The 21,065-nt window shown below is 63.5% G+C and carries 22 protein-coding genes; 16 read left to right on the top strand and 6 right to left on the bottom strand.

Annotated features, from left to right (window positions below; translation table 11 throughout):
• Positions 1–325 precede the first annotated feature (325 nt).
• Complete coding sequence (locus OEG79_RS12005; RefSeq protein ID WP_264145245.1) at positions 326–1,213, bottom strand: AEC family transporter; 888 nt, start codon at positions 1,211–1,213, stop codon at positions 326–328.
• A gap of 253 nt (positions 1,214–1,466) precedes the next feature.
• Here OEG79_RS12005 and OEG79_RS12010 point away from each other — a divergent pair, with 253 nt between their 5' ends.
• Positions 1,467–2,234 carry a cytochrome c gene (locus OEG79_RS12010; protein WP_264148716.1) on the top strand — a complete coding sequence of 256 codons (768 nt, stop codon included), beginning with the start codon at positions 1,467–1,469 and terminating at the stop codon, positions 2,232–2,234.
• Positions 2,235–2,243: 9 nt separating this feature from the next.
• Positions 2,244–2,645: a VOC family protein gene (locus tag OEG79_RS12015; protein WP_264145246.1), complete on the top strand. Its 402-nt coding sequence runs from the start codon at positions 2,244–2,246 to the stop codon at positions 2,643–2,645.
• Between the two features lie 22 nt (positions 2,646–2,667).
• Here the strand turns inward: OEG79_RS12015 and OEG79_RS12020 are convergent, their stop codons facing one another.
• The 4 genes from OEG79_RS12020 to OEG79_RS12035 form a co-directional block, all read right to left on the bottom strand.
• Positions 2,668–3,465, bottom strand: coding sequence for a transglutaminase family protein (locus tag OEG79_RS12020; protein ID WP_264145247.1), 798 nt, complete (start codon positions 3,463–3,465; stop codon positions 2,668–2,670).
• Positions 3,462–4,412: an alpha-E domain-containing protein gene (locus OEG79_RS12025; RefSeq protein ID WP_264145248.1), complete on the bottom strand. Its 951-nt coding sequence runs from the start codon at positions 4,410–4,412 to the stop codon at positions 3,462–3,464. The genes OEG79_RS12020 and OEG79_RS12025 overlap by 4 nt, the downstream gene beginning before the upstream one ends.
• Positions 4,413–4,414: 2 nt before the next feature.
• A complete protein-coding gene (locus OEG79_RS12030) occupies positions 4,415–5,824 on the bottom strand; it encodes a circularly permuted type 2 ATP-grasp protein (RefSeq protein ID WP_264145249.1) in 1,410 nt (469 codons plus the stop codon).
• A gap of 225 nt (positions 5,825–6,049) precedes the next feature.
• Complete coding sequence (locus OEG79_RS12035) at positions 6,050–6,724, bottom strand: alpha/beta family hydrolase (protein WP_264145250.1); 675 nt, start codon at positions 6,722–6,724, stop codon at positions 6,050–6,052.
• 100 nt (positions 6,725–6,824) lie between these two features.
• On the opposite strand from OEG79_RS12035, the gene ccoN (OEG79_RS12040) reads away from it, so the two are divergent.
• The 14 genes from ccoN (OEG79_RS12040) to hemN all read left to right on the top strand — a co-directional run bounded on the left by ccoN (OEG79_RS12040) (position 6,825) and on the right by hemN (position 20,566).
• A complete protein-coding gene (gene ccoN, locus OEG79_RS12040) occupies positions 6,825–8,264 on the top strand; it encodes a cytochrome-c oxidase, cbb3-type subunit I (RefSeq protein ID WP_264145251.1) in 1,440 nt (479 codons plus the stop codon).
• On the top strand, positions 8,264–8,872 hold the full coding sequence (ccoO, locus tag OEG79_RS12045) for a cytochrome-c oxidase, cbb3-type subunit II (protein ID WP_264145252.1): 609 nt from the start codon (positions 8,264–8,266) through the stop codon (positions 8,870–8,872). The genes ccoN (OEG79_RS12040) and ccoO (OEG79_RS12045) overlap by 1 nt, the downstream gene beginning before the upstream one ends.
• A 5-nt stretch (positions 8,873–8,877) precedes the next feature.
• Entirely contained in the window at positions 8,878–9,057 is a 180-nt protein-coding gene (locus tag OEG79_RS12050; RefSeq protein WP_264145253.1) for a cbb3-type cytochrome oxidase subunit 3, read from the top strand.
• Positions 9,054–9,980 carry a cytochrome-c oxidase, cbb3-type subunit III gene (ccoP, locus tag OEG79_RS12055; protein ID WP_264145254.1) on the top strand — a complete coding sequence of 309 codons (927 nt, stop codon included), beginning with the start codon at positions 9,054–9,056 and terminating at the stop codon, positions 9,978–9,980. Before OEG79_RS12050 ends, ccoP (OEG79_RS12055) begins: the two co-directional genes overlap by 4 nt.
• 345 nt (positions 9,981–10,325) lie before the next feature.
• Entirely contained in the window at positions 10,326–11,768 is a 1,443-nt protein-coding gene (gene ccoN, locus OEG79_RS12060) for a cytochrome-c oxidase, cbb3-type subunit I (protein ID WP_264145255.1), read from the top strand.
• Positions 11,768–12,376: a cytochrome-c oxidase, cbb3-type subunit II gene (gene ccoO / locus OEG79_RS12065; protein ID WP_013715226.1), complete on the top strand. Its 609-nt coding sequence runs from the start codon at positions 11,768–11,770 to the stop codon at positions 12,374–12,376. The genes ccoN (OEG79_RS12060) and ccoO (OEG79_RS12065) overlap by 1 nt, the downstream gene beginning before the upstream one ends.
• Positions 12,377–12,382: 6 nt before the next feature.
• Entirely contained in the window at positions 12,383–12,571 is a 189-nt protein-coding gene (locus OEG79_RS12070; protein ID WP_017677205.1) for a CcoQ/FixQ family Cbb3-type cytochrome c oxidase assembly chaperone, read from the top strand.
• Positions 12,568–13,563, top strand: a complete 996-nt coding sequence (ccoP, locus tag OEG79_RS12075) for a cytochrome-c oxidase, cbb3-type subunit III (protein ID WP_264145256.1) — start codon at positions 12,568–12,570, stop codon at positions 13,561–13,563. Before OEG79_RS12070 ends, ccoP (OEG79_RS12075) begins: the two co-directional genes overlap by 4 nt.
• Positions 13,564–13,724: 161 nt before the next feature.
• Positions 13,725–15,140, top strand: a complete 1,416-nt coding sequence (gene ccoG, locus OEG79_RS12080) for a cytochrome c oxidase accessory protein CcoG (protein WP_264145257.1) — start codon at positions 13,725–13,727, stop codon at positions 15,138–15,140.
• 13 nt (positions 15,141–15,153) lie between these two features.
• The gene (locus OEG79_RS12085; protein WP_264145258.1) at positions 15,154–15,672 is read left to right on the top strand and encodes a FixH family protein; all 519 of its coding nucleotides are present in this window, start codon (positions 15,154–15,156) and stop codon (positions 15,670–15,672) included.
• An 8-nt stretch (positions 15,673–15,680) separates the two neighbouring features.
• The gene (locus OEG79_RS12090; RefSeq protein WP_264145259.1) at positions 15,681–18,077 is read left to right on the top strand and encodes a heavy metal translocating P-type ATPase; all 2,397 of its coding nucleotides are present in this window, start codon (positions 15,681–15,683) and stop codon (positions 18,075–18,077) included.
• Positions 18,078–18,152: 75 nt separating this feature from the next.
• Positions 18,153–18,359 carry a cbb3-type cytochrome oxidase assembly protein CcoS gene (gene ccoS, locus OEG79_RS12095; RefSeq protein WP_264145260.1) on the top strand — a complete coding sequence of 69 codons (207 nt, stop codon included), beginning with the start codon at positions 18,153–18,155 and terminating at the stop codon, positions 18,357–18,359.
• On the top strand, positions 18,352–19,035 hold the full coding sequence (locus OEG79_RS12100; protein WP_264145261.1) for a sulfite exporter TauE/SafE family protein: 684 nt from the start codon (positions 18,352–18,354) through the stop codon (positions 19,033–19,035). Before ccoS ends, OEG79_RS12100 begins: the two co-directional genes overlap by 8 nt.
• Positions 19,036–19,183: 148 nt before the next feature.
• Positions 19,184–20,566 (top strand): oxygen-independent coproporphyrinogen III oxidase, encoded by a 1,383-nt coding sequence (gene hemN / locus OEG79_RS12105; RefSeq protein WP_264145262.1) that lies wholly within the window; start codon positions 19,184–19,186, stop codon positions 20,564–20,566.
• A gap of 48 nt (positions 20,567–20,614) precedes the next feature.
• Here the strand turns inward: hemN and OEG79_RS12110 are convergent, their stop codons facing one another.
• Entirely contained in the window at positions 20,615–21,058 is a 444-nt protein-coding gene (locus OEG79_RS12110; protein ID WP_264145263.1) for a hypothetical protein, read from the bottom strand.
• Positions 21,059–21,065 lie beyond the last annotated feature (7 nt).

The raw sequence follows: 21,065 nt of genomic DNA on the forward strand, positions 1-21,065 counted from the left end.
AGTTATCTAAGGACTACTGATGTCAGCCCTAGAGTTAATCCTGTACCCCGACCAAACGGGCACAGGGTAGTCGCTGCCGGGACATGCCGGAGCAGCGAAAAAGAAACCATGTTCAGGCGTCAGGCAGCGGCCTGCCAGACAGTACGGCAAGGACCTGACGCCCCCTATAACAACAAAAGGCATGCAGCCATGTTCAAACAGCCGAAATACCGCCAGGCTGGAGTCATCCTTTTCGCCACCGCGGTCATCCTGATCCTTCCCAATCTGACCCGTCTGGTCAGTTGAACACTACAGCACCCGCCACTGCGCCGACGCCGTAGCGTGCTCAGCGCAGGGCGGGTATCCACCACGCCAGCAGCAACGGAATCAGCCCGAACGCCAGCAGCGTCGAACACAGCACCAGACTGGCGACCTGCTCCGGCGAACGACCTGCGCGTACGGCAAACAGGTAGTTGAACACCGCCACCGGCATGGAGGTCTGCAGCACCAGTACCGCGTGCGCCAGCGGCTGCATCCCCAGCAGCCAGCCGATCAGCCAGCCCAGAGCAGCACCGCAGAGGATGCGCAGCAGACCGAGGACGAAGCCGCTGCCCAAGTGCTGCACGCGGATGCTCGCCAGCGACACGCCGAGGGTGATCAGCATCAGCGGAATCGTCATGCCACCCAACAGGTCGACGGTGTTGGCCAACCAGCGCGGCAGTTGGAAATCGAGAAACAGCACCGGCAGCACCAGTGCCAGGCTGAGCATGATCGGATTGACCAGCAAGGCCTTGACGGAACGTTCCGCCCCCGATAGCAGCATGCCGATGCTGAAATGCCCGACCGACAGTACCAGGAAGAACGCTACCGCCAGGGCCAGTCCTGGCTCGCCGAAGGCGAACAGCGCCATCGGCAGCCCCATGTTGCCGGAGTTGCCGAACAGATAGGCCGGTACCAGTACCTTCCAGTCGATCTTGAACAGTAGGCTCAGCGCCCAGCCCACCAACCCCATGGAGACAGTCACCAGCACGCAGGCCAGCGCCATTTCCGAAAAGGCCTCGAGATCCAGCTCGGCCCGGCTCAGCGTCGAGAGCACCAGGCACGGTGTACCCACATTGAGCACCAGGCGCGCGATGAAGTCGGTCGGATAGAGCCGACCGCTGCGTGCCCAGCCATAACCGATGCCCGCCGCTATCAATACAGGTGCCAGAACGGCAAACAATTCGGCCAGCATCGACTTCTCTCCTGATGATGAGGGCCGCATCCTAGACTGCCCGGCGGGCTCCGACAATGACTTCTCAGGCCGATCATGACCGGTGTTGACGAGCGCCTGAAACCTCACTCATCGGTTCTCTAAATTCCTGCCAGGCACACCCTGCACCTGCTACCCTGCGCGCACTCGCCGCGTCCTTCAGCGTGTGGAGAATGCGCGCCCACCCAGCACTGGAGATCAATACGTGAAAGCACTGTTGTTTGCCCTGATCGCCATGAGCTGCACGGCCACGGCGGCCGAGCTGGAGATTCAGCTGAGCGGCAGCCAGCGCACCTGGAGCAGCAGCGAGTTGCTGAGCCATCCGCAGGCACAGGAAATAGAGATCCCCGCTGACGTGACCTACAACCGCACGATGCATTACCGTGCCGTGCCGGTTAGCGCATTACTGAAGGGTCTGCCCGACGACGCCCACATCCAGGCGGTGGCTCTCGACGGCTTTGCCGCAGAACTGCCCGCCGCCCTCCTGATTGCTGATAAAGGTGCCAAAGCCTGGCTGGCCATCGAAGATCCGCAACAGCCCTGGCCGCCACGGGCCAACGGCAAACCCAGCGCCGGGCCGTTCTACCTGGTCTGGACCGACCCGGCCGCCAGTCGGATCGGTCCGGAGCAGTGGCCCTATCAGGTCGCCAGGATTCGCCAGCTGGCACCGGTGGAACAGCGCTTCCCTGCCCTGCTACCGGCAGCGGATGCCGGCGCAGAGATTCGGGCTGGCTTCGCCGTCTATCAGAAGAACTGCATGGCCTGTCACCGCCTCAACGACGCTGGCGACGCCGAGTTCGGCCCGGACCTGAACGTCCCGCACAACCCGACCGAATACTTCAAGGAAGATTTCCTACGCCAGTACATCCGTGACCCGCAGAGCCTGCGGCGCTGGCCGCAGGGGCGCATGCCCGGCTTCAGCGAGCAGACCATCAGTGCCGATGAACTGGGGCAACTGATCGGCTATCTACAGCATATGGCACAACGCAAGATCATCCGCTAGGAGATCAGCATGCACCGCAGCAGACTGGGCAACATCGTCATCGATTGCAACTCGGGCGACTTGCTGGCAGAAGCCCGATTCTGGAGTCAGGCGCTAGGCTATCCGCTGCCGGAAAAACTCGACGGCGACAGCCCCTTCATCCAGCTGCGGACTCCCGAGGGAGAAGTGCAGGTGATCATTCAGCGAGTGGAGCATGAAGCCCGCGCTCATCTGGACATCGATACCGATTCGATCACCGACGAAGTGGCGCGCCTGGAAGGCCTCGGTGCCACGATCGTAACCCGCAAGGAAACCTGGGTAGTGATGCAGGCACCCAGCGGTCACCGCTTCTGTGTCGGCAGCCCCTATCGCGCCGGCTTCGACGAGCATGCCAATCACTGGCCCGCGATGAGGGCTGAGGGCAAAGCCTGAGCTGACGGGCGAAGCCCCTTCCTTACTGCTGCCGTACCTGCAGCAATGGAGCGACCTGCACCTGGGCGTGCATCTGCTCGCAGCCGCCACCACGGCGCATGCCGCGCACCGGACAGGCATCCAGATAATCCAGGCCGACCGCCAGCTTCAGGTGCCGTTCCGGGCGGGCCAGGCAGTTGGTCACATCGAAGCTGTACCAGGCGTCGCCCAGCCACGCTTCGGCCCAGGCATGACTGGCCAGGTGCTCGGCGTCATCGGTATAGAGGTAACCCGATACGTAGCGCGCCGGCACGCCCAGGCTGCGCGCGCAGGCGAGAAAGGCATGGGTGTGATCCTGACAGACGCCACGCCGACCGGCGAATGCCTCGGCAGCGCTGGTGTCCACTTCGGTGGCGCCGGGCTGGTAGGCGATATGGGCGTTGAGCGCATGCATCAGGTCGATCAGCCCGGTCCGATCCGTGCGGGCCCTGCTCTGCTGCCTGGCGAACTCGCGGATGGCATCGTCAGCCTGGGTCAGGCGTGTGAAGCGCAGAAACGGCAGCGCTGACTGGCGCTCGTGCTCGGCCTCGCAGGTTTCGTCGATATCAACCTGGCCACGGGCGCCAATGACGATGGACTCGTGCGGCTCATCCAGGGTCAGCACGTGCAGGATGTTGCCATAAGGGTCGAGCTGGGCATGCACCGGGCGCGGCAGGTCGAGTTGCCAGCTGAGCACCTGCTGACGCTCGCTGTCGTGCGGGGTCAGGCGCAGGTACTGGATGCTCGCGCGCACCTGATCATCGTAACGGTAGGTGGTGTCATGGCTGATCGAGAGTCTCATGCGACCTCCAGATAGGACGTATGGATGGTGTTGCCCAACTGGCGCACCAGCAGGATGAAGTCGGTGAGCCAGGCGTGCAGGCCTTCATCCAGCACTTCGTCGATGCTGGTGTAACGCAGGCGAGCACCCAGCTCGGCGGCCAGGCGCTGTGCCGGGCGACCGTTCTCGCCGGGCAGGCCGGCGAGCATCAGATTGAGTTCTTCCATGCAGGCGCGCAGCGAACGCGGCACTTCCGGGCGCAGCAGCAGCAACTCCGCGACCTTGCGCGTACGAGGCGAGCCCCGGTAGATCTCCGCGAATGCCTCGAACGAGGACAGCGCACGCAACAGTGCGCTCCACTGGTAGTAGCTGCGCGCGGTGCGCTCCTCCAGCTCGTCGATCTCCTCACCGAGCATTTCGTAGCGCGCGTCGAGCAGGCGCAGGGTGTTGTCGGCACGCTCGATGAAGGTGCCGAGACGGATGAAGCGATAGGCCTCGCCGCGCATGATGGTGCCGAAGGTCGCGCCACGAAACAGGTGCGAACGCTCCTTGACCCACTCGCAGAAACGGCTGATGCCGTAACGGCCCAGGCCCTGTTCGGCGATGCCGCGCATTTCCAGCCAGGTGGCGTTGATGTTCTCCCACATGTCCGCGGTGATCCGCCCGCGTACCGCATGGGCATTGCTGCGCGCAGCCTGCAGGCAGCAGTAGATGCTGCCCGGGTTGCTCGCATCGAGGGCGAAGAAATACAGCATGCGCTCGGCATGCAGGGGGCCGTGGCGCTCCAGATAATCATCCAGGGTGCCGGTTATCAGCAGCGGCATGGCCAGTTCATCGAGGCCATCACCACGGCCGTCCTGCGGCATCAGCGACAGCGAATAGCTGACGTCGAGCATGCGTGCCAGGTTCTCGGCACGCTCCAGGTAGCGCGACATCCAGTACAGATCGGCGGCGGTTCTCGAAAGCATATTCAGTCCTCCACCACCCAGGTGTCCTTGGTACCGCCGCCTTGCGACGAGTTGACTACCAGCGAACCTTCACGCAGTGCCACACGCGTCAGGCCGCCAGGTACCAGACGGGTTTCACGGCCTGTCAGGACGAACGGGCGCAGGTCGATATGACGCGGGGCGATGCCGCGCTCGACGAAGGTCGGGCAGGTCGACAGGCTCAGCGTCGGCTGGGCGATGTAGGCCTCCGGGCGGGCCTTGAGGCGTTCGCGGAAGGCCTCGATCTCGGCCTTGCTCGCAGACGGACCGACCAGCATGCCGTAGCCGCCGGAACCCTGGGTTTCCTTGACCACCAGCTCGGACAGGTTGGCCAGCACGTGGGACAGCTCCTCCGGCTTGCGGCACTGCCAGGTCGGCACGTTCTTGAGGATCGGTTCCTCGTCGAGGTAAAAGCGGATCATGTCGCCGACATAGGGGTAGATCGACTTGTCGTCGGCCACGCCGGTGCCGATGGCGTTTGCCAGCACCACGTTGCGCGAGCGATAGGCCGACAGCAGGCCGGCGACGCCGAGCATGGACTCCGGGTTGAAGGCCAGCGGATCGAGGAAGGCGTCGTCGAGGCGGCGGTAGATCACATCCACCTGACGCGCACCGGCGGTGGTGCGCATGTAGACCTTGTCGTCGCGCACGAACAGGTCGGCGCCCTCCACCAGCTCGACGCCCATCTCGCGGGCGAGGAAGGCGTGCTCGAAGTAGGCACTGTTGAAGCGACCCGGCGTCAGCACCACCACCGTGGGGTTGTCCAGCGGGCTGGAGCTTTTCAACGCGTCGAGCAGCAGGTCCGGGTAATGATCCACCGGGGCCACGCGCTGCGCGGCGAACAGTTCCGGGAACAGGCGCATCATCATCTTGCGGTCTTCGAGCATGTAGCTGACGCCGCTGGGTGTGCGCAGGTTGTCTTCCAGCACGTAATAGCTGCCGTCGCCATCACGCACCAGGTCGACCCCGGCGATATGCGCATAGATATCGCGGTGCAGGTCCAGGCCCTGCATGGCCATCTGATAGCCCTCGTTGGCCAGCACCTGTTCGGCGGGGATGATGCCGGCCTTGAGAATACGCTGGCCGTGATAGAGGTCGGCGAGGAACATGTTCAGCGCCTGTACGCGCTGGATGCAGCCGCGCTCGACGATGCGCCATTCGCTGGCCGGAATGGCGCGCGGGATGATGTCGAAGGGAATCAGGCGTTCGGTGCCCTGGTCATCCCCATAGAGGGTGAAGGTGATGCCGGCGCGGTGGAACAGCAGGTCGGCTTCCCGTCGGCGCTGGGCCAGCAGATCGTCCGGCGTATCTGCCAGCCAGCGGGCAAATTCGCGGTAGTGCGGACGGATTGCGCCGCTCGCGTCATACATCTCATCATAAAAGGTGCGGGCCATGCCGTACTCCTTGTCACCCGGACTTGCAGCCTCTTCTGCAAGGCCCGAGCCAGCACCATTAATCCTTAAATTTCAAACAGTTAAACAACCCATTAGAAGACCGCGCACCATCATGGCGCATGAGAGATGTTTGCCTCATGAGGCTCCGCCCCATTGCGTGGCACAAGGCGCCACGCCTGGCGCAGGCGACTGGCCGATATAGGCAGCGAAAAACGCCCAGCCCGGTCAGTCTGGCCGCAGACGCTCGGCGATGATCTGAACTGCGCTATCGAGGTGTTGCGTATGGCTGAAGCCGGACGCCTTGAGCGGCTTGAGATCGTGATCCGCGGCTTGCAGCCAGTGCACTTCGATGGCCGGTGACAGATCGTAGCCAGCGACGGCCTGACGATTGCCCAGCGCGTCACGCTCCCCCTGAATGATCAGGGTCGGCGTGCGCAGCTCGGCCATATGGACGACTCGTGGTTTTTCCGGCTTGCCGGCTGCGTAGAACGGATAGCCCAGGCAGATCAGCGCAGAGGCGCCCAGTTCGTCGGCCAGCAGGCTGGCCATGCGCCCGCCCATGGATTTGCCGCCGATCGCCAGCGGCCCTGCGACCCGTTGGCGCACCTGGGCATAGACGTCACGCCATTGCTGCAGCAGTTGTGCCTGTGGGTTTGGCGGCCGTTTGCGCCCGTCCAGCCGCCGCTGCGCCATATAGGCGAACTCGAAACGCACCACCCGCACGCCGCGTGCCGCAAGGCCCTGAGCCATGTGCTGCATGAACGGGCTGTCCATCGGCGCGCCTGCGCCATGCGCCAGGATCAGGGTCGCCTCTGCCCCCTGCGGCGCATCGTCCCACAGCCAGGGTAGTCCCGACTCACATTGACCGGCGTCAATAAACCCAGATGGCCCTTTGCTCATGCTTGCCTCGCGTCGATATCCGTGGTGTTCGTGGCCTGCTCATGCCTGCGGCGCCACGGTTATCGGCCGCTCTGCCATAACCGTGGATGGAAGCCCAGACATGAACACAACAACCCGTTCCGCCTACAACTACAGGGTGGTTCGCCAGTTCGCCATTATGACGGTGGTTTGGGGCATCGTCGGCATGGGACTCGGCGTATTCATCGCTGCCCAGCTGGCCTGGCCCGAACTTAACTTGAACCTTCCGTGGACCAGCTTCGGCCGGCTCCGCCCCCTGCACACCAATGCGGTGATCTTCGCCTTTGGCGGCTGCGCCCTGTTCGCCACCAGCTACTATGCGGTACAGCGCACCAGCCAAACTCCCCTGTTCGCGCCCAAACTGGCTGCCTTCACCTTCTGGGGCTGGCAACTGGTGATCCTGCTCGCGGCCATCAGCCTGCCGCTGGGCTGGACCAGCTCCAAGGAATACGCCGAACTGGAATGGCCGATCGACATCCTGATCACCATCGTCTGGGTGTCCTACGCCATCGTCTTCTTCGGTACGGTGATGCAGCGCAAGGTCAGCCACATCTACGTGGGTAACTGGTTCTTCGGCGGGTTCATCCTCACCGTGGCCATCCTGCACGTGGTCAACAACCTGGAAATCCCGGTCACCCTGACCAAGTCCTACTCGCTGTATGCGGGCGCGACCGACGCCATGATCCAGTGGTGGTACGGCCACAACGCCGTGGGCTTCTTCCTGACCGCCGGCTTCCTGGGGATGATGTACTACTTCGTACCCAAGCAGGCCGGTCGCCCGGTCTACTCCTACCGCCTGTCCATCGTCCACTTCTGGGCGCTGATCGCGGTGTACATCTGGGCCGGCCCGCACCACCTGCACTACACCGCCCTGCCGGACTGGGCACAGAGCCTGGGCATGGTGATGTCGCTGATCCTCCTGGCACCGAGCTGGGGTGGCATGATCAACGGCATGATGACCCTCTCCGGGGCCTGGCACAAACTGCGCACCGACCCGATCCTGCGCTTTCTGGTGGTGTCCCTGGCCTTCTACGGCATGTCGACCTTCGAAGGCCCGATGATGGCCATCAAGACCGTCAACGCCCTGTCCCACTACACCGACTGGACCATCGGCCACGTACACGCCGGTGCCCTCGGCTGGGTCGCCATGGTGTCCATCGGCTCGCTGTATCACCTGATTCCGAAGGTGTTCGGCCGCGAGCAGATGCACAGCATCGGCCTGATCAACGGCCACTTCTGGCTGGCGACCATCGGTACCGTGCTGTACATCGCCTCGATGTGGGTCAACGGCATCACCCAGGGCCTGATGTGGCGCGCAGTCAACGAAGACGGCACCCTCACCTACTCCTTCGTCGAAGCGCTGGAAGCCAGCCATGTCGGCTTCGTGGTGCGGGTGATCGGCGGCGCGATCTTCTTCGCCGGCATGCTGCTGATGGCCTGGAACGTCTGGCTGACCGTACGTAGCGCCAAATCGACCGAGATGGAAGCCGCTGCGCAGTTCTCGGTAGAAGGAGCCCACTGATGAAACACGAGATTCTCGAGAAGAATATCGGCCTGATGGCCCTGGTGATGATCCTCGCGGTCAGCATCGGCGGCCTGACCCAGATCGTCCCGCTGTTCTTCCAGGACGTCACCAATGAGCCGGTGGAAGGCATGAAGCCCTACACCGCGCTGCAGCTGGAAGGCCGCGACATCTACATCCGCGAAGGCTGCGTCGGCTGCCATTCGCAGATGGTCCGCCCGTTCCGTGCCGAGACCGAGCGTTACGGCCACTACTCCGTCGCTGGCGAAAGCGTCTGGGATCACCCCTTCCTGTGGGGTTCCAAGCGTACCGGCCCGGACCTGGCCCGCGTCGGCGGCCGCTACTCGGACGAGTGGCATCGCGCCCACCTGTACAACCCGCGCAACGTCGTGCCGGAGTCGATCATGCCCGCCTACCCCTGGCTGGTGGAGCAGAGCCTCGACGGCAAGGACACCGCCAAGAAGATGAGCGCTCTGCGCACTCTGGGCGTGCCCTACAACGACGAGGACATCGCCGGCGCTGGCGAGGCAGTCAAGGGCAAGAGCGAGATGGACGCCCTGGTCGCCTACCTGCAGGTGCTCGGCACCGCCGTGAAGAACAAGAGGTGAGCGCCATGTTCGAGCTTATCGATATCGGCACCCTGCGCGGCCTAGGCACCGCGCTGGTTCTGATCGCCTTCACCGCCGTCACCCTCTGGGCCTACAGCGGCAAACGCCGCGACGCCTTCGCCGAAGCGGCCAACCTGCCCTTCGCCGATGAGCAAAAGCCCGCCGTTTCGAGGATCCAAGCATGACCACCTTCTGGAGCTGGTACATCACCCTGCTGACCGTGGGTTCGCTGGTTGCGCTGTTCTGGCTGATCTTCGCCACCCGCAAGAGCGAAGTGCACAAGAACCCGACCGAGCAGACCATGGGCCACGCCTTCGACGGCATCGAGGAGTATGACAACCCACTGCCGAAGTGGTGGTTCATGCTGTTCGTCGGCACCCTGGTGTTTTCCGTTGGCTACCTGCTGCTCTACCCGGGCCTGGGCAACTTCAAGGGCCTGCTGCCGGGCTATGACGATGGCTGGACCCAGGTCAACCAGTGGCAGCGCGAAATGGATCGTGCCGATGAACTGTACGGTCCGATCTTCGCCAAATACGCCGCCATGCCGATCGAGGAAGTGGCGAAGGACGAGCGCGCGCTGAAAATGGGCGGTCGCCTGTTCGCCTCCAACTGCTCGGTTTGCCACGGCTCCGATGCCAAGGGCAGCTACGGCTTCCCCAACCTGGCCGACAGCAGCTGGCGCTGGGGCGGCGAGCCGGAGACCATCAAGACCACCATCATGCATGGCCGTATCGGCGTAATGCCGGCACAAGGCCCGATGATCGGCGAAGATGGCGTACGTAACGTCGCTGCCTACGTCCTCACCGAGCTGGCTGGCCGCGAGCTGCCGGAAGGCACCGAGGCTGACATCGACGCCGGCAAGCAGATCTTCGCCACCCTGTGCTCCGCCTGCCACACCCCGGCCGGCACCGGCATGCCGGCGATGGGCGCGCCGAATCTGACTCAGCCGAGCGCATTCATCTACGGCAGCAGCTTCGCGCAACTGCAACAGACCATCCGTTATGGTCGCAGCGGCAACATGCCGGCTCAGGGCGATTTCCTCGGCAACGACAAGGCTCACCTGCTGGCCGCCTACGTGCTCAAGCTGAGCCAGGGCGACACCAAGTAACCTCCCGCCTCACCGGCGACCGATTCACGGTCGCCGGTCCCTCCTTATATGTATGCGACCCAGTGTCGCACCTGCCGACCAATAGCCCTGCAATTTCCTTGACCTGGGCTAAGCTGCCTTTCAGTCGCCATTTGTCACAACTCCAAGGCGATCCTTTCTCAGCGCTGCGCAAACTGGTTGCGCCAAAAGCTGCCAGAGTGTCTCCCGAGGCCACCTCGCAAACCTCGTAAAGGCCTCTGAAACCCTATTCGCGTCGGCATGTTGCGTTGCAATGGCTACCTGCTTTCTCCATACTTGCCGCCGATTTTTGCCCCATAAAACTCCATTAACCGTGGAACCCCTAGCATGAGCACAGCAATCAGTCAGACTGCTTATAACTATAAGGTGGTCCGCCAGTTCGCCATTATGACGGTGATCTGGGGGGTCATTGGGATGGGTCTAGGCGTGTTCATCGCCGCACAACTCGTGTGGCCAGAACTCAACCTGGGCCTGCCGTGGACTAGCTTCGGCCGTCTGCGCCCGCTGCACACCAACGCGGTGATCTTCGCCTTCGGCGGATGCGCACTGTTCGCGACCTCGTACTACGTGGTCCAGCGCACCTGCCAGACGCGCCTGATCTCCGACGGTCTGGCTGCCTTTACCTTCTGGGGCTGGCAAGCAGTCATCGTTCTGGCGGTGATCACCCTGCCGCTGGGTTACACCAGCACCAAGGAATACGCCGAGCTGGAGTGGCCGATCGATATCCTTCTGGGTCTCGTCTGGATCACCTATCTCGTGGTGTTCTTCGGCACCATCGTCAAGCGCAAGACCAAGCACATCTATGTGGGCAACTGGTTCTTCGGTGCCTTCATTCTGGTCACCGCGATGCTGCACATCGTCAACAGCGCTGCCGTTCCGGTGACCCTGTTCAAGTCGTACTCGGCCTATGCCGGTGCTACCGATGCGATGATCCAGTGGTGGTACGGCCATAACGCCGTGGGCTTCTTCCTGACCACCGGCTTCCTGGGGATGATGTACTACTTCGTACCCAAGCAGGCCGAGCGTCCGATCTACTCGTATCGCCTGTCCATCGTGCATTTCTGGGCGCTGATCACCCTGTACATCTGGGCCGGTCCGCACCACCTGCACTACACCGCTCTGCCGGACTGGGCACAGTCCCTCGGCATGGCCATGTCCGTCATTCTCCTGGCGCCGAGCTGGGGTGGCATGATCAACGGCATGATGAGCCTGTCCGGCGCCTGGCATAAGCTGCGCACCGACCCGATCCTGCGCTTTTTGGTGGTATCGCTGGCGTTCTACGGCATGTCCACCTTCGAAGGTCCGATGATGGCCATCAAGACGGTCAACGCCCTGTCCCACTACACCGACTGGACCATCGGCCACGTACACGCCGGTGCCCTCGGCTGGGTAGCGATGATCTCCATTGGCTCGCTGTATCACCTGATTCCGAAGGTGTTCGGCCGCGAGCAGATGCACAGCATCGGCCTGATCAACACCCACTTCTGGCTGGCGACCATCGGTACCGTGCTGTACATCGCCTCGATGTGGGTCAACGGCATCACCCAGGGCCTGATGTGGCGCGCGGTCAACGAAGACGGCACCCTCACCTACTCCTTCGTCGAAGCGCTGGAAGCCAGCCATGCAGGCTTTGTCGTGCGCATGATCGGCGGCGCCTTCTTCGTCACCGGCATGCTGCTGATGGCTTACAACACCTACCGCACCGTGCGTGCCGCCAAGCCGGCTGAATACGAAGCGGCTGCGCAGATTCCCGCCGGAGTAGCTCACTGATGAAACACGAAATCATCGAGAAGAATATCGGCCTGATGGCGCTGCTGATGGTGATTGCCGTCAGCATCGGTGGCCTGACCCAGATCGTCCCGCTGTTCTTCCAGGACGTCACCAATGAGCCGGTGGAAGGCCTCAAGCCCTACACCGCCATGCAACTGGAAGGTCGCGATATCTACATCCGCGAGGGCTGCGTCGGCTGCCACTCGCAGATGATCCGCCCGTTCCGCGCCGAAACCGAGCGTTACGGCCACTACTCCGTCGCTGGCGAAAGCGTCTGGGATCACCCCTTCCTGTGGGGTTCCAAGCGTACCGGCCCGGACCTGGCCCGCGTCGGCGGCCGTTACTCGGACGAGTGGCATCGCGCCCACCTGTACAACCCGCGCAACGTCGTGCCTGAGTCGAAGATGCCCGCCTACCCCTGGCTGGTGGAGAACAAGCTCGACGGTCGCGACACCGCCAAGAAGATGGAAGTCATGCGTGGCTTCGGCATCCCCTACACCGACGAAGATATCGCCGGTGCCCGCGATGCCGTGAAGGGCAATACCGAAATGGACGCGCTGGTCGCGTACCTGCAGGTTCTCGGCACTTCCATCAAGAACAAACGGTAAGACGCTATGGACATCGGGATGATTCGCGGCATCGGCACGGCGGTGGTTTTCATCGCCTTCATCGGCGTAGTGCTCTGGGCTTACAGCAGCAAGCGCAAGTCGAGCTTCGACGAAGCTGCCAACCTGCCCTTCGCTGACGATCCCAAGCCCGAGTCCAAGCGCGATCAGGACTCTTCCAGGAGCAATAACCAATGACCACGTTCTGGAGTTGGTACGTAACCATTCTGTCTCTGGGCACCATCTTCGCCCTGACCTGGCTGATCTTCGGCACTCGCAAGGGTCAGCGCCAGGAAACCACCGAAGAAACCGTCGGCCACAGCTTCGACGGCATCGAGGAGTATGACAACCCGCTGCCGAAGTGGTGGTTCATGCTGTTCGTCGCCACCATCGTCTTCGCCCTCGGCTACCTCGCCCTGTACCCGGGCCTGGGTAACTTCAAAGGCCTGCTGCCGGGCTACGACTATGTCGACAACGAAAAGCAGACGCCTTTCGCTGCCGGCGTACAGATCGCTGACGGCTCCATGCGTCACGCAGGCTGGACCGGCGTGCATCAGTGGGAAAAGGAAATGGCGCGCGCCGATGAGCAATACGGCCCGCTGTTCGCCAAGTACGCCGCCATGCCGATCGAGGAAGTGGCCAAGGACGAGCAGGCCCTGAAAATGGGTGGCCGCCTGTTCGCTTCCAACTGCTCGGTCTGCCACGGTTCCGATGCCAAGGGCAGCTACGGCTTCCCCAACCTGACCGACACCGAATGGCGTTGGGGTGGCGAGCCGGAAACCATCAAGACCACCATCCTCAAGGGTCGCCAGGGCGCCATGCCGGCTCAGGGCCCGGCCATTGGCGAAGACGGCGTACGCAACGTAGCCGCCTACGTGCTGACCCAACTGGCTGGCCGTGAACTGCCGGAAGACGCGGAAGCCGATATCGAAGCGGGCCAGAAGGTCTTCGCCGGTACCTGCTTCGCCTGCCACGGCGCTGACGGCAAGGGCACCCCTGCCATGGGCGCACCGAACCTGACCAACCCGGCAGCGTTCATCTACGGCAGCAGCTACGCGCAACTGCAGCAGACCATCCGCTACGGTCGTCACGGCAACATGCCTGCCCAGGAAGAATTCCTCGGCAACGACAAGGTGCACCTGCTGGCTGCCTACGTGTACAGCCTGTCGCACAAGGCACAAGAGCAGTAAGCGCTGATCGACTCTTTTGACAAGGGTCAATGAACGCCCGGGTCGCGACTGCTCGTCGCACCCGGGCGTTGTCTTTCAGGCGTACCATATAGACACCGTGAAACGACCCTGACCGGCACGCATCGGCCCGGGCTGCCAACCAACCGCTTTGGTATGCATTGATGAGCGAAAAGATTCCCGTCCAGGACGTCACCCCTCCCTCCTCTGCCAAGACTGCCAGCGTCGATCTCTACGCCAGCCGCGAGAAGATCTACACCCGTGCATTCACCGGTCTGTACCGCAACCTTCGCCGCGTTGGCGGCGCTGTGCTGTTCCTGCTCTTCTTCGGCACCGTCTGGCTGAATTGGGACGGTCGCCAGGCCGTGTGGTGGAACCTGCCGGAACGCAAGTTCAACATTTTCGGCGCCACCTACTGGCCGCAGGACTTCATGCTGCTCTCCTGGCTGCTGATCATCTGCGCCTTCGGCCTGTTCCTGATCACCGTGTTCGCCGGCCGCGTCTGGTGCGGCTACACCTGTCCGCAGAGCGTATTCACCTGGGTGTTCATGTGGGCGGAAAAGGTCACCGAAGGCGACCGCAACCAGCGCATGAAGCTGGACAAGCAGCCCATGAGCGGCAACAAGTTCGTACGCAAGGCGGCCAAGCACAGCATCTGGATCGGCGTTTCACTGCTGACCGCCATCACCTTCGTCGGCTACTTCACACCGATTCGCGACCTGGTGGTCGAGATCTTCACCGGTGAAGCCAGCGGCTGGGCCTACTTCTGGATCGGCTTCTTCACCCTGGCCACCTACGGCAACGCCGGCTACCTGCGCGAACAGGTGTGCATCTACATGTGCCCCTACGCCCGCTTCCAGAGCGTGATGTTCGACCAGGACACCCTGATCGTTTCCTACGATCCGCGTCGCGGCGAGAAGCGTGGCCCGCGCAAGAAGGACGCCGACTACAAGGCCCAGGGCCTCGGCGACTGCATCGACTGCAAGATGTGCGTGCAGGTCTGCCCCACCGGCATCGATATCCGTGACGGCCTGCAGGTCGAGTGCATCGGCTGCGCCGCGTGCATCGACGCCTGCGACGACATCATGGAGAAGATGAACTACCCGAAAGGGCTGATCAGCTACACCACTGAACACAACCTGTCCGGGCAGAAGACTCGGCTGCTGCGCCCGCGCCTGATCGGATACGCTGTCGCGCTGATCGCCATGATCAGCCTGTTCGGCTGGGCCGTGGCCAATCGCCCGCTGGTGGGGCTGGATGTGCTCAAGGACCGTGTGCTGTTCCGCGAGAACGAGCGCGGCCATATCGAGAACGTCTACACCCTGAAGATCATGAACAAGTCGCAGCGCGACATGACGTACGTGATCACCGCCGACGGCCTCGACGGTCTGGTCTACGAAGGCAAGAACGAAGTGCGGGCGCTGGCCGGTGAGGTGTACTCCTTCCCCGTCGAGCTTTCCATAGCACCGGAGAAGCTGCCCTCGAGCGCCAACAACATCATCTTCCACGTACAATCCGTGGATGACCCCAGTATCAAGACCGACGCCGACAGCCGCTTCATCGGCCCCAGCGTCCGCTGACAACGGAAAGAGCATGTCCGAACAAGCACCTTCGCCGGTAAAACCCTGGTACAAGCAGTTCTGGCCCTGGTTCATCATTGCCCTGCTCGGCTACTCCGTAGTGCAGGGCGTGGCACTGCTCACGCTGGCCTCGAAGAACCCGCCGGGCCTGATCTCCGACGACTACTACGACGTCGGCAAGGGCATCAACCAGTCGCTGGAGCGCGAGAAGCTGGCCGAGCGCCTGCAACTGCACGGCGAACTGGTGCTCGACAACACCACCGGCGTCGCCACCCTGGCACTGCAAGGCAACAGCAAGCCGCAGCAGATCGTCCTCAACCTGATCTCGCCGACCCAGCCGGAACGCGATCGCCGCGTCATCCTGCAGCCGGGCGTAGACGGCAACTATCGCGGCCAGATGGTCGATCAGGTCAGTGGTCGTCGTTTCGTCGAACTGCTCGGCCAGGAAGGCAGCCAGAACTGGCGTCTTTTCGAGGAAGAGAACATCGCCGATGGCCAGACCATCCTGATCGGCGACAATCCCTCCTACTGACCCAGCCGATGCCCGCCCCTACCCCCTGCTACCACTGTGGCCTGCCGGTGCCTGCCGGCAGCCACTTCCGCGCCGAGGTTCTCGGCCAGACCCGCGAAATGTGCTGCCCCGGCTGCCAGGCCGTGGCCGAAGCCATCGTCGCCGGGGGGCTGGAGCATTACTACAGCCATCGCAGCGAAAACTCCGCCAACCCGCAAGCCCTGCCGCAGGCTCTGCCTGACGAGCTGGCACTGTACGATCGCAGCGATGTACAGCAGCCTTTCGTCCAGCATGAAGGCGAGCTGAGCGAAACCCAGCTGCTGATCGAGGGCATCAGTTGTGCGGCCTGCGGCTGGCTGATCGAGAAGCACCTGCGCGGCGTGCCCGGAGTGGCCGAAGCACACCTGAACCTGTCCAACCACCGCTTGCAGGTGCGCTGGCAGGATAGCCGAATTCCCTTGAGCAAGCTGCTCGCCGAACTGCGCCGTATCGGCTACGCCGCCCATCCCTGGCGCGCCGACGAAGCCGCTGAGCGCCTGGCTGCGGAAAACCGCCGGCGCATGCGCGAACTGGGTGTGGCCGGCCTGCTGTGGATGCAGGTGATGATGGCGACCATGGCCACCTGGCCGGAATTCAACATCGACCTGTCGCCGGAACTGGACAAGATCCTGCGCTGGACCAGCCTGTTCCTCACCACCCCCATCGTCTTCTACTGCTGCGGTCAGTTCTTCCGTGGCGCGCTGCGCGACCTGCGCACCCGCCACCTGACCATGGACGTGTCGGTGTCGCTGGCCATCGGCGGTGCCTACGTGGCAGGCATCTGGTCGACCATCACCGGTCAGGGCGAGCTGTACTTCGACGCCGTGGGCATGTTCGCCCTGTTCCTGCTCGCCGGACGCTATCTGGAACGACGCGCCCGCGAACGCACGGCGGCGGCGACCGCACAACTGGTGCAGTTGCTGCCGGCGTCCTGCCTGCGTCTGGAAGCCGACGGCCAGAGCCAGCGCATCCTGCTCAGCGAACTGCGTGTCGGTGAACGCGTGCTGGTGCAACCCGGCTCGCTGATTCCGGCCGACGGGTGCATCGTCGCCGGCCAGTCCAGCGTGGACGAATCGCTGCTGACCGGGGAGTACCTGCCTCTGGCACGTGGTGTCGGCGACGGAGTCACTGCCGGAACGCTGAACGTCGAAGGCCCGCTGACCGTCGAAGTGCAGGCGCTGGGTGATGCCACTCGCCTGTCTGCCATCGTGCGTCTGCTGGAGCGGGCGCAGAGCGAGAAACCACGCCTGGCGGAAATCGCCGACCGCGTTTCGCAGTGGTTTCTGCTGTTCATCCTGGTCTCCGCTGCCGTGGTCGGCGTCGTCTGGTGGGGAATCGATTCCAGCCGCGCCTTCTGGGTAGTACTCGCCCTGCTCGTGGCCACCTGCCCGTGCGCTCTGGCCCTGGCCACGCCGACGGCACTGACCACCGCTACCGGCAGCCTGCACAAACTGGGCATGCTGCTGACCCGCGGCCATGTGCTCGAAGGCCTGAACCAGATCGACACTCTGGTGCTCGACAAGACCGGGACACTGACCGAGGGGCGCCTGACGCTCAAGGCCATCCATCCCCTGCGCGATCTCGACGAAGGCGCCTGCCTGGCGCTGGCCGCCGCGCTGGAGAACCGCTCGGAACACCCGATTGCCCGCGCCTTCAGCCAGGCGCCGCGCGCAGCGGAATCGGTCGACAGCCATCCGGGCCAGGGTCTGCAGGGCAGCGTCGACGGACGCCTGCTACGCATCGGCGAAGCCAGTTTCGTCTGCGCTCTGAGCGGCCAACCCGTACCACCGATTGCCGGCGAGAACGGCCAGTGGCTGCTGCTGGGCGATGAACAGGGACCGCTGGCCTGGTTCGTCCTCGACGACCGTCTGCGCGAGGACGCTCCGGATCTGGTCGCCGCTGCGCGGGCCCGCGGCTGGCATATCCACCTGCTGTCCGGCGACAGCTCGCCCATGGTGAGCGAAGTCGCGCGCCAGTTAGGCATCGACGATGCTCGTGGCGGCCTGACCCCGGATGCCAAACTGGCAGTGCTCAAGCAGTTGCATGGCGAAGGTCGTCGCGTGCTGATGCTCGGCGACGGCGTCAACGACGTACCGGTACTGGCCGCCGCCGATATCAGCGTGGCCATGGGTTCGGCGTCCGACCTGGCGAAAACCAGCGCCGACGCGGTACTGCTGTCGAACCGCCTGGGCAGCCTGGTCGATGGTCTGAGGCTGGCCAGGCGTACACGGCGTATCATCATCGAAAACCTGGCCTGGGCGACGCTGTACAATGGTCTGGTGCTGCCCTTCGCCGCCCTGGGCTGGATCACGCCGATCTGGGCGGCCGTGGGCATGTCGCTCAGCTCGCTGCTGGTGGTGCTCAACGCATTGCGCCTGAGCCGGTAAGCTGCCCACCGTCGCGAGCGGATCGCGCGGAAGCCTAGGATTCGCCCGCCCCCCTGCCCCATACCCGGAGACCGCATGTCCGCCCTCTATATCCTGATCCCCGTCGCCATCGGCCTGGTCGGTTTCGCTATCTGGCTGTTCTTCTGGGCCGTGGACAGCGGTCAGTACGACGACCTGGACGGGCCGGCGCACAGCATTCTGTTCGACGACGAAGATCCGCTGCACAAGGCCGGCATCGAACAGGCCGAGGAGCCTAACAGGCAGGACAAGCCCGATGCTTGAACTGGCACCGCTGCTGGTGTCGGCGCTGATCCTCGGTCTGCTCGGCGGCGGCCACTGCCTCGGCATGTGCGGCGGCCTGATGGGCGCGCTGACCCTGGCGATCCCACCGGAACAACGCGGCAGACGCCTGCAACTGCTACTGGCCTACAACCTCGGCCGTATTCTCAGTTACAGCCTTGCCGGCCTGCTTCTTGGCCTGGCTGGCTGGGCCGTTGCGGGCAGCAAGGCCGAAGTGGTCATGCGCACGCTGGCGGCGCTGCTGCTGATCTCCATGGGCCTGTATCTGGCCGGCTGGTGGAGTGGCCTGACGCGCATCGAGGCCCTGGGGCGCGGCCTGTGGCGGCATATCCAGCCGCTGACGCGGCGTTTTATGCCGGTCACGAGCATTCCAAAGGCAATGGTGCTGGGCGGGCTATGGGGCTGGCTGCCATGCGGTCTGGTCTACAGCACGCTGCTGTGGGCTTCCAGCCAGGGCAATGCCGTGGACAGCGCCCTGCTGATGCTGGCCTTCGGCCTGGGTACCTGGCCGGTACTGCTGGCCACGGGACTGGCTGCAGAACGCATTACCGCCCTGCTGCGCAAACGCGGCGTGCGCATGGCCGGCGGCCTGCTGGTGATCCTGTTCGGCATCTGGACCCTGCCCGGCCCGCACCAGCACTGGCTGATGGGGCATTGACGGCAGCGGCAAACCTCAGCCCGGGTTTTCCGCATCAACATCCGGGCCAGGCCACCGAAGCGCGTCCTACTCGCCCTTGATGCAAGTCAAGGTCGCTCCGTTCCGGCATCCCTAGACTGCCCGCAAAGCCTGTCCAGGATTATTTTCCATGCAAGACGCCATCCAGTGGGATGCCGACCTGATCCGCCGCTACGATCTCGCCGGCCCGCGCTACACCTCTTACCCGACCGCCGTGCAGTTCCACGACGATATCGGCCCTTTCGACCTGCTGCATGCGCTGCGCGATAGTCGCAAGGCCGGCCGTCCGCTATCGCTGTACGTGCACATCCCGTTCTGCGCGCACATTTGCTACTACTGCGCCTGCAACAAGGTGATCACCAAGGATCGCGGTCGCGCCCTGCCCTATCTGGAAAAGCTCGAGCGGGAAATCGAGATGGTCAGTCGCTACGTCGACAAGACCCAGCCAATCGAACAGCTGCACTTCGGCGGCGGTACGCCGACCTTTCTCAGCCACGACGAACTGCGTCGCCTGATGCAGCACCTGCGCCAGCACTTCAACCTGCTGGATGACGACTCCGGTGACTACAGCATCGAGATCGACCCGCGCGAGGCCGACTGGTCGACCATGGGCCTGCTGCGCGAACTGGGCTTCAACCGCGTCAGCCTTGGCGTGCAGGATCTCGACCCCGAGGTACAGCGTGCGGTCAATCGCCTGCAGACTCTGGAGGAAACCCGCGCCATCATCGAGGCGGCGCGCACCCTGCAGTTCCGCTCGGTGAACATCGACCTGATCTACGGACTGCCCAAGCAGACGCCCGAACGCTTCGCCCGCACCGTGGCGGAAGTGATCGCCCTGCAGCCGGACCGGCTTTCGCTGTTCAATTACGCGCACCTGCCCGAGCGTTTCATGCCGCAACGGCGCATCAGTGCCGACGACCTGCCGAGCCCGGCGGACAAGCTGGTCATGCTGCAGAACAGCATCGAACAACTGACACGTGCCGGTTATCGCTATATCGGCATGGACCACTTCGCCCTGCCCGATGACGAGCTGGCCATCGCCCAGGAAGAAGGCACCCTGCAACGCAACTTCCAGGGCTACACCACCCACGGCCATTGCGACCTGATTGGCCTGGGCGTCTCCGCCATCAGCCAGATCGGTGATCTGTACAGCCAGAACGACAGCGACATCGCCAGCTATCAGCAGAGCCTCGGCAATGGCCAGCTGGCAACCCGCCGCGGCCTGCACTGCAATGCAGACGACCGCTTGCGTCGCGCCGTGATTCAGCAACTGATCTGCCACTTCGAACTGGACTTCGCCGACATCGAACAGGCGTATGGCGTGATATTCCGCGATTACTTCGCGGCGCTCTGGCCGGAGCTGGAGCAGCTCCACCGCGATGGTCTGATCGAGCTGACTACAGAGCGGATCGAGGTGCGCCCGGCAGGACGTCTGCTGGTGCGCTCGCTGTGCATGCTGTTCGATCGCTATCTCAACGATCAGGTGCGCCAGCGCTTCTCCCGAGTGATCTGAACAGGCAACTCGGCCCCGTGGCGGATATGCCCGCCACGGGTAAACGCCTTAGCCCATCGCCAGCGTCGCGGCCGTCTGCATCTGAGCATCCGAGAGATCGTTCTCGCGCATCAGCTTGATCAGATTGGCGTTGGCCGCCGTCAGCGCACTGTTGAGCGAAGCCAGTTCGCTCTGCAGTGCTTCCAGCTTCAGGCGCCTGGTTTCCTCATCGAGACTCCGATCGCTCATGATCGCGTCGATCTGCGTCTGCTTCTCGGCGATCTGCGCGCGCAACTCGCGGATCATCTTGAGCAGGTCCTTGATCGCCTGAGGCAGATCGCTGTCGTCGATGTCCCGGTTCTTGTCGGACCTGGCAGACATGCTCTTGCCGATTTCGGACAAGCTCACGCGCAACCCTTCGCGTACTTCTTCCGGGCTGCGCTCGACTGCGGTGAATTGTCGCTGCACACCCAGGGCAAGATGGTTCAACGGCCCGGTCGATGTTATGCGCATAGCGCTG

The sequence above is a fragment of the Pseudomonas sp. Z8(2022) genome (assembly GCF_025837155.1).
Taxonomy (GTDB): domain Bacteria; phylum Pseudomonadota; class Gammaproteobacteria; order Pseudomonadales; family Pseudomonadaceae; genus Aquipseudomonas.

Bases quoted from the DNA above. Each gene is read 5' to 3' on its own strand.
- OEG79_RS12005 (WP_264145245.1), bottom strand. From the start codon at position 1,213: ATGCTGGCCGAATTGTTTGCCGTTCTGGCACCTGTATTGATAGCGGCG.
- OEG79_RS12010 (WP_264148716.1), top strand. From the start codon at position 1,467: ATGAGCTGCACGGCCACGGCGGCCGAGCTGGAGATTCAGCTGAGCGGC.
- OEG79_RS12015 (WP_264145246.1), top strand. From the start codon at position 2,244: ATGCACCGCAGCAGACTGGGCAACATCGTCATCGATTGCAACTCGGGC.
- OEG79_RS12020 (WP_264145247.1), bottom strand. From the start codon at position 3,465: ATGAGACTCTCGATCAGCCATGACACCACCTACCGTTACGATGATCAG.
- OEG79_RS12025 (WP_264145248.1), bottom strand. From the start codon at position 4,412: ATGCTTTCGAGAACCGCCGCCGATCTGTACTGGATGTCGCGCTACCTG.
- OEG79_RS12030 (WP_264145249.1), bottom strand. From the start codon at position 5,824: ATGGCCCGCACCTTTTATGATGAGATGTATGACGCGAGCGGCGCAATC.
- OEG79_RS12035 (WP_264145250.1), bottom strand. From the start codon at position 6,724: ATGAGCAAAGGGCCATCTGGGTTTATTGACGCCGGTCAATGTGAGTCG.
- ccoN (WP_264145251.1), top strand. From the start codon at position 6,825: ATGAACACAACAACCCGTTCCGCCTACAACTACAGGGTGGTTCGCCAG.
- ccoO (WP_264145252.1), top strand. From the start codon at position 8,264: ATGAAACACGAGATTCTCGAGAAGAATATCGGCCTGATGGCCCTGGTG.
- OEG79_RS12050 (WP_264145253.1), top strand. From the start codon at position 8,878: ATGTTCGAGCTTATCGATATCGGCACCCTGCGCGGCCTAGGCACCGCG.
- ccoP (WP_264145254.1), top strand. From the start codon at position 9,054: ATGACCACCTTCTGGAGCTGGTACATCACCCTGCTGACCGTGGGTTCG.
- ccoN (WP_264145255.1), top strand. From the start codon at position 10,326: ATGAGCACAGCAATCAGTCAGACTGCTTATAACTATAAGGTGGTCCGC.
- ccoO (WP_013715226.1), top strand. From the start codon at position 11,768: ATGAAACACGAAATCATCGAGAAGAATATCGGCCTGATGGCGCTGCTG.
- OEG79_RS12070 (WP_017677205.1), top strand. From the start codon at position 12,383: ATGGACATCGGGATGATTCGCGGCATCGGCACGGCGGTGGTTTTCATC.
- ccoP (WP_264145256.1), top strand. From the start codon at position 12,568: ATGACCACGTTCTGGAGTTGGTACGTAACCATTCTGTCTCTGGGCACC.
- ccoG (WP_264145257.1), top strand. From the start codon at position 13,725: ATGAGCGAAAAGATTCCCGTCCAGGACGTCACCCCTCCCTCCTCTGCC.
- OEG79_RS12085 (WP_264145258.1), top strand. From the start codon at position 15,154: ATGTCCGAACAAGCACCTTCGCCGGTAAAACCCTGGTACAAGCAGTTC.
- OEG79_RS12090 (WP_264145259.1), top strand. From the start codon at position 15,681: ATGCCCGCCCCTACCCCCTGCTACCACTGTGGCCTGCCGGTGCCTGCC.
- ccoS (WP_264145260.1), top strand. From the start codon at position 18,153: ATGTCCGCCCTCTATATCCTGATCCCCGTCGCCATCGGCCTGGTCGGT.
- OEG79_RS12100 (WP_264145261.1), top strand. From the start codon at position 18,352: ATGCTTGAACTGGCACCGCTGCTGGTGTCGGCGCTGATCCTCGGTCTG.
- hemN (WP_264145262.1), top strand. From the start codon at position 19,184: ATGCAAGACGCCATCCAGTGGGATGCCGACCTGATCCGCCGCTACGAT.
- OEG79_RS12110 (WP_264145263.1), bottom strand. From the start codon at position 21,058: ATGCGCATAACATCGACCGGGCCGTTGAACCATCTTGCCCTGGGTGTG.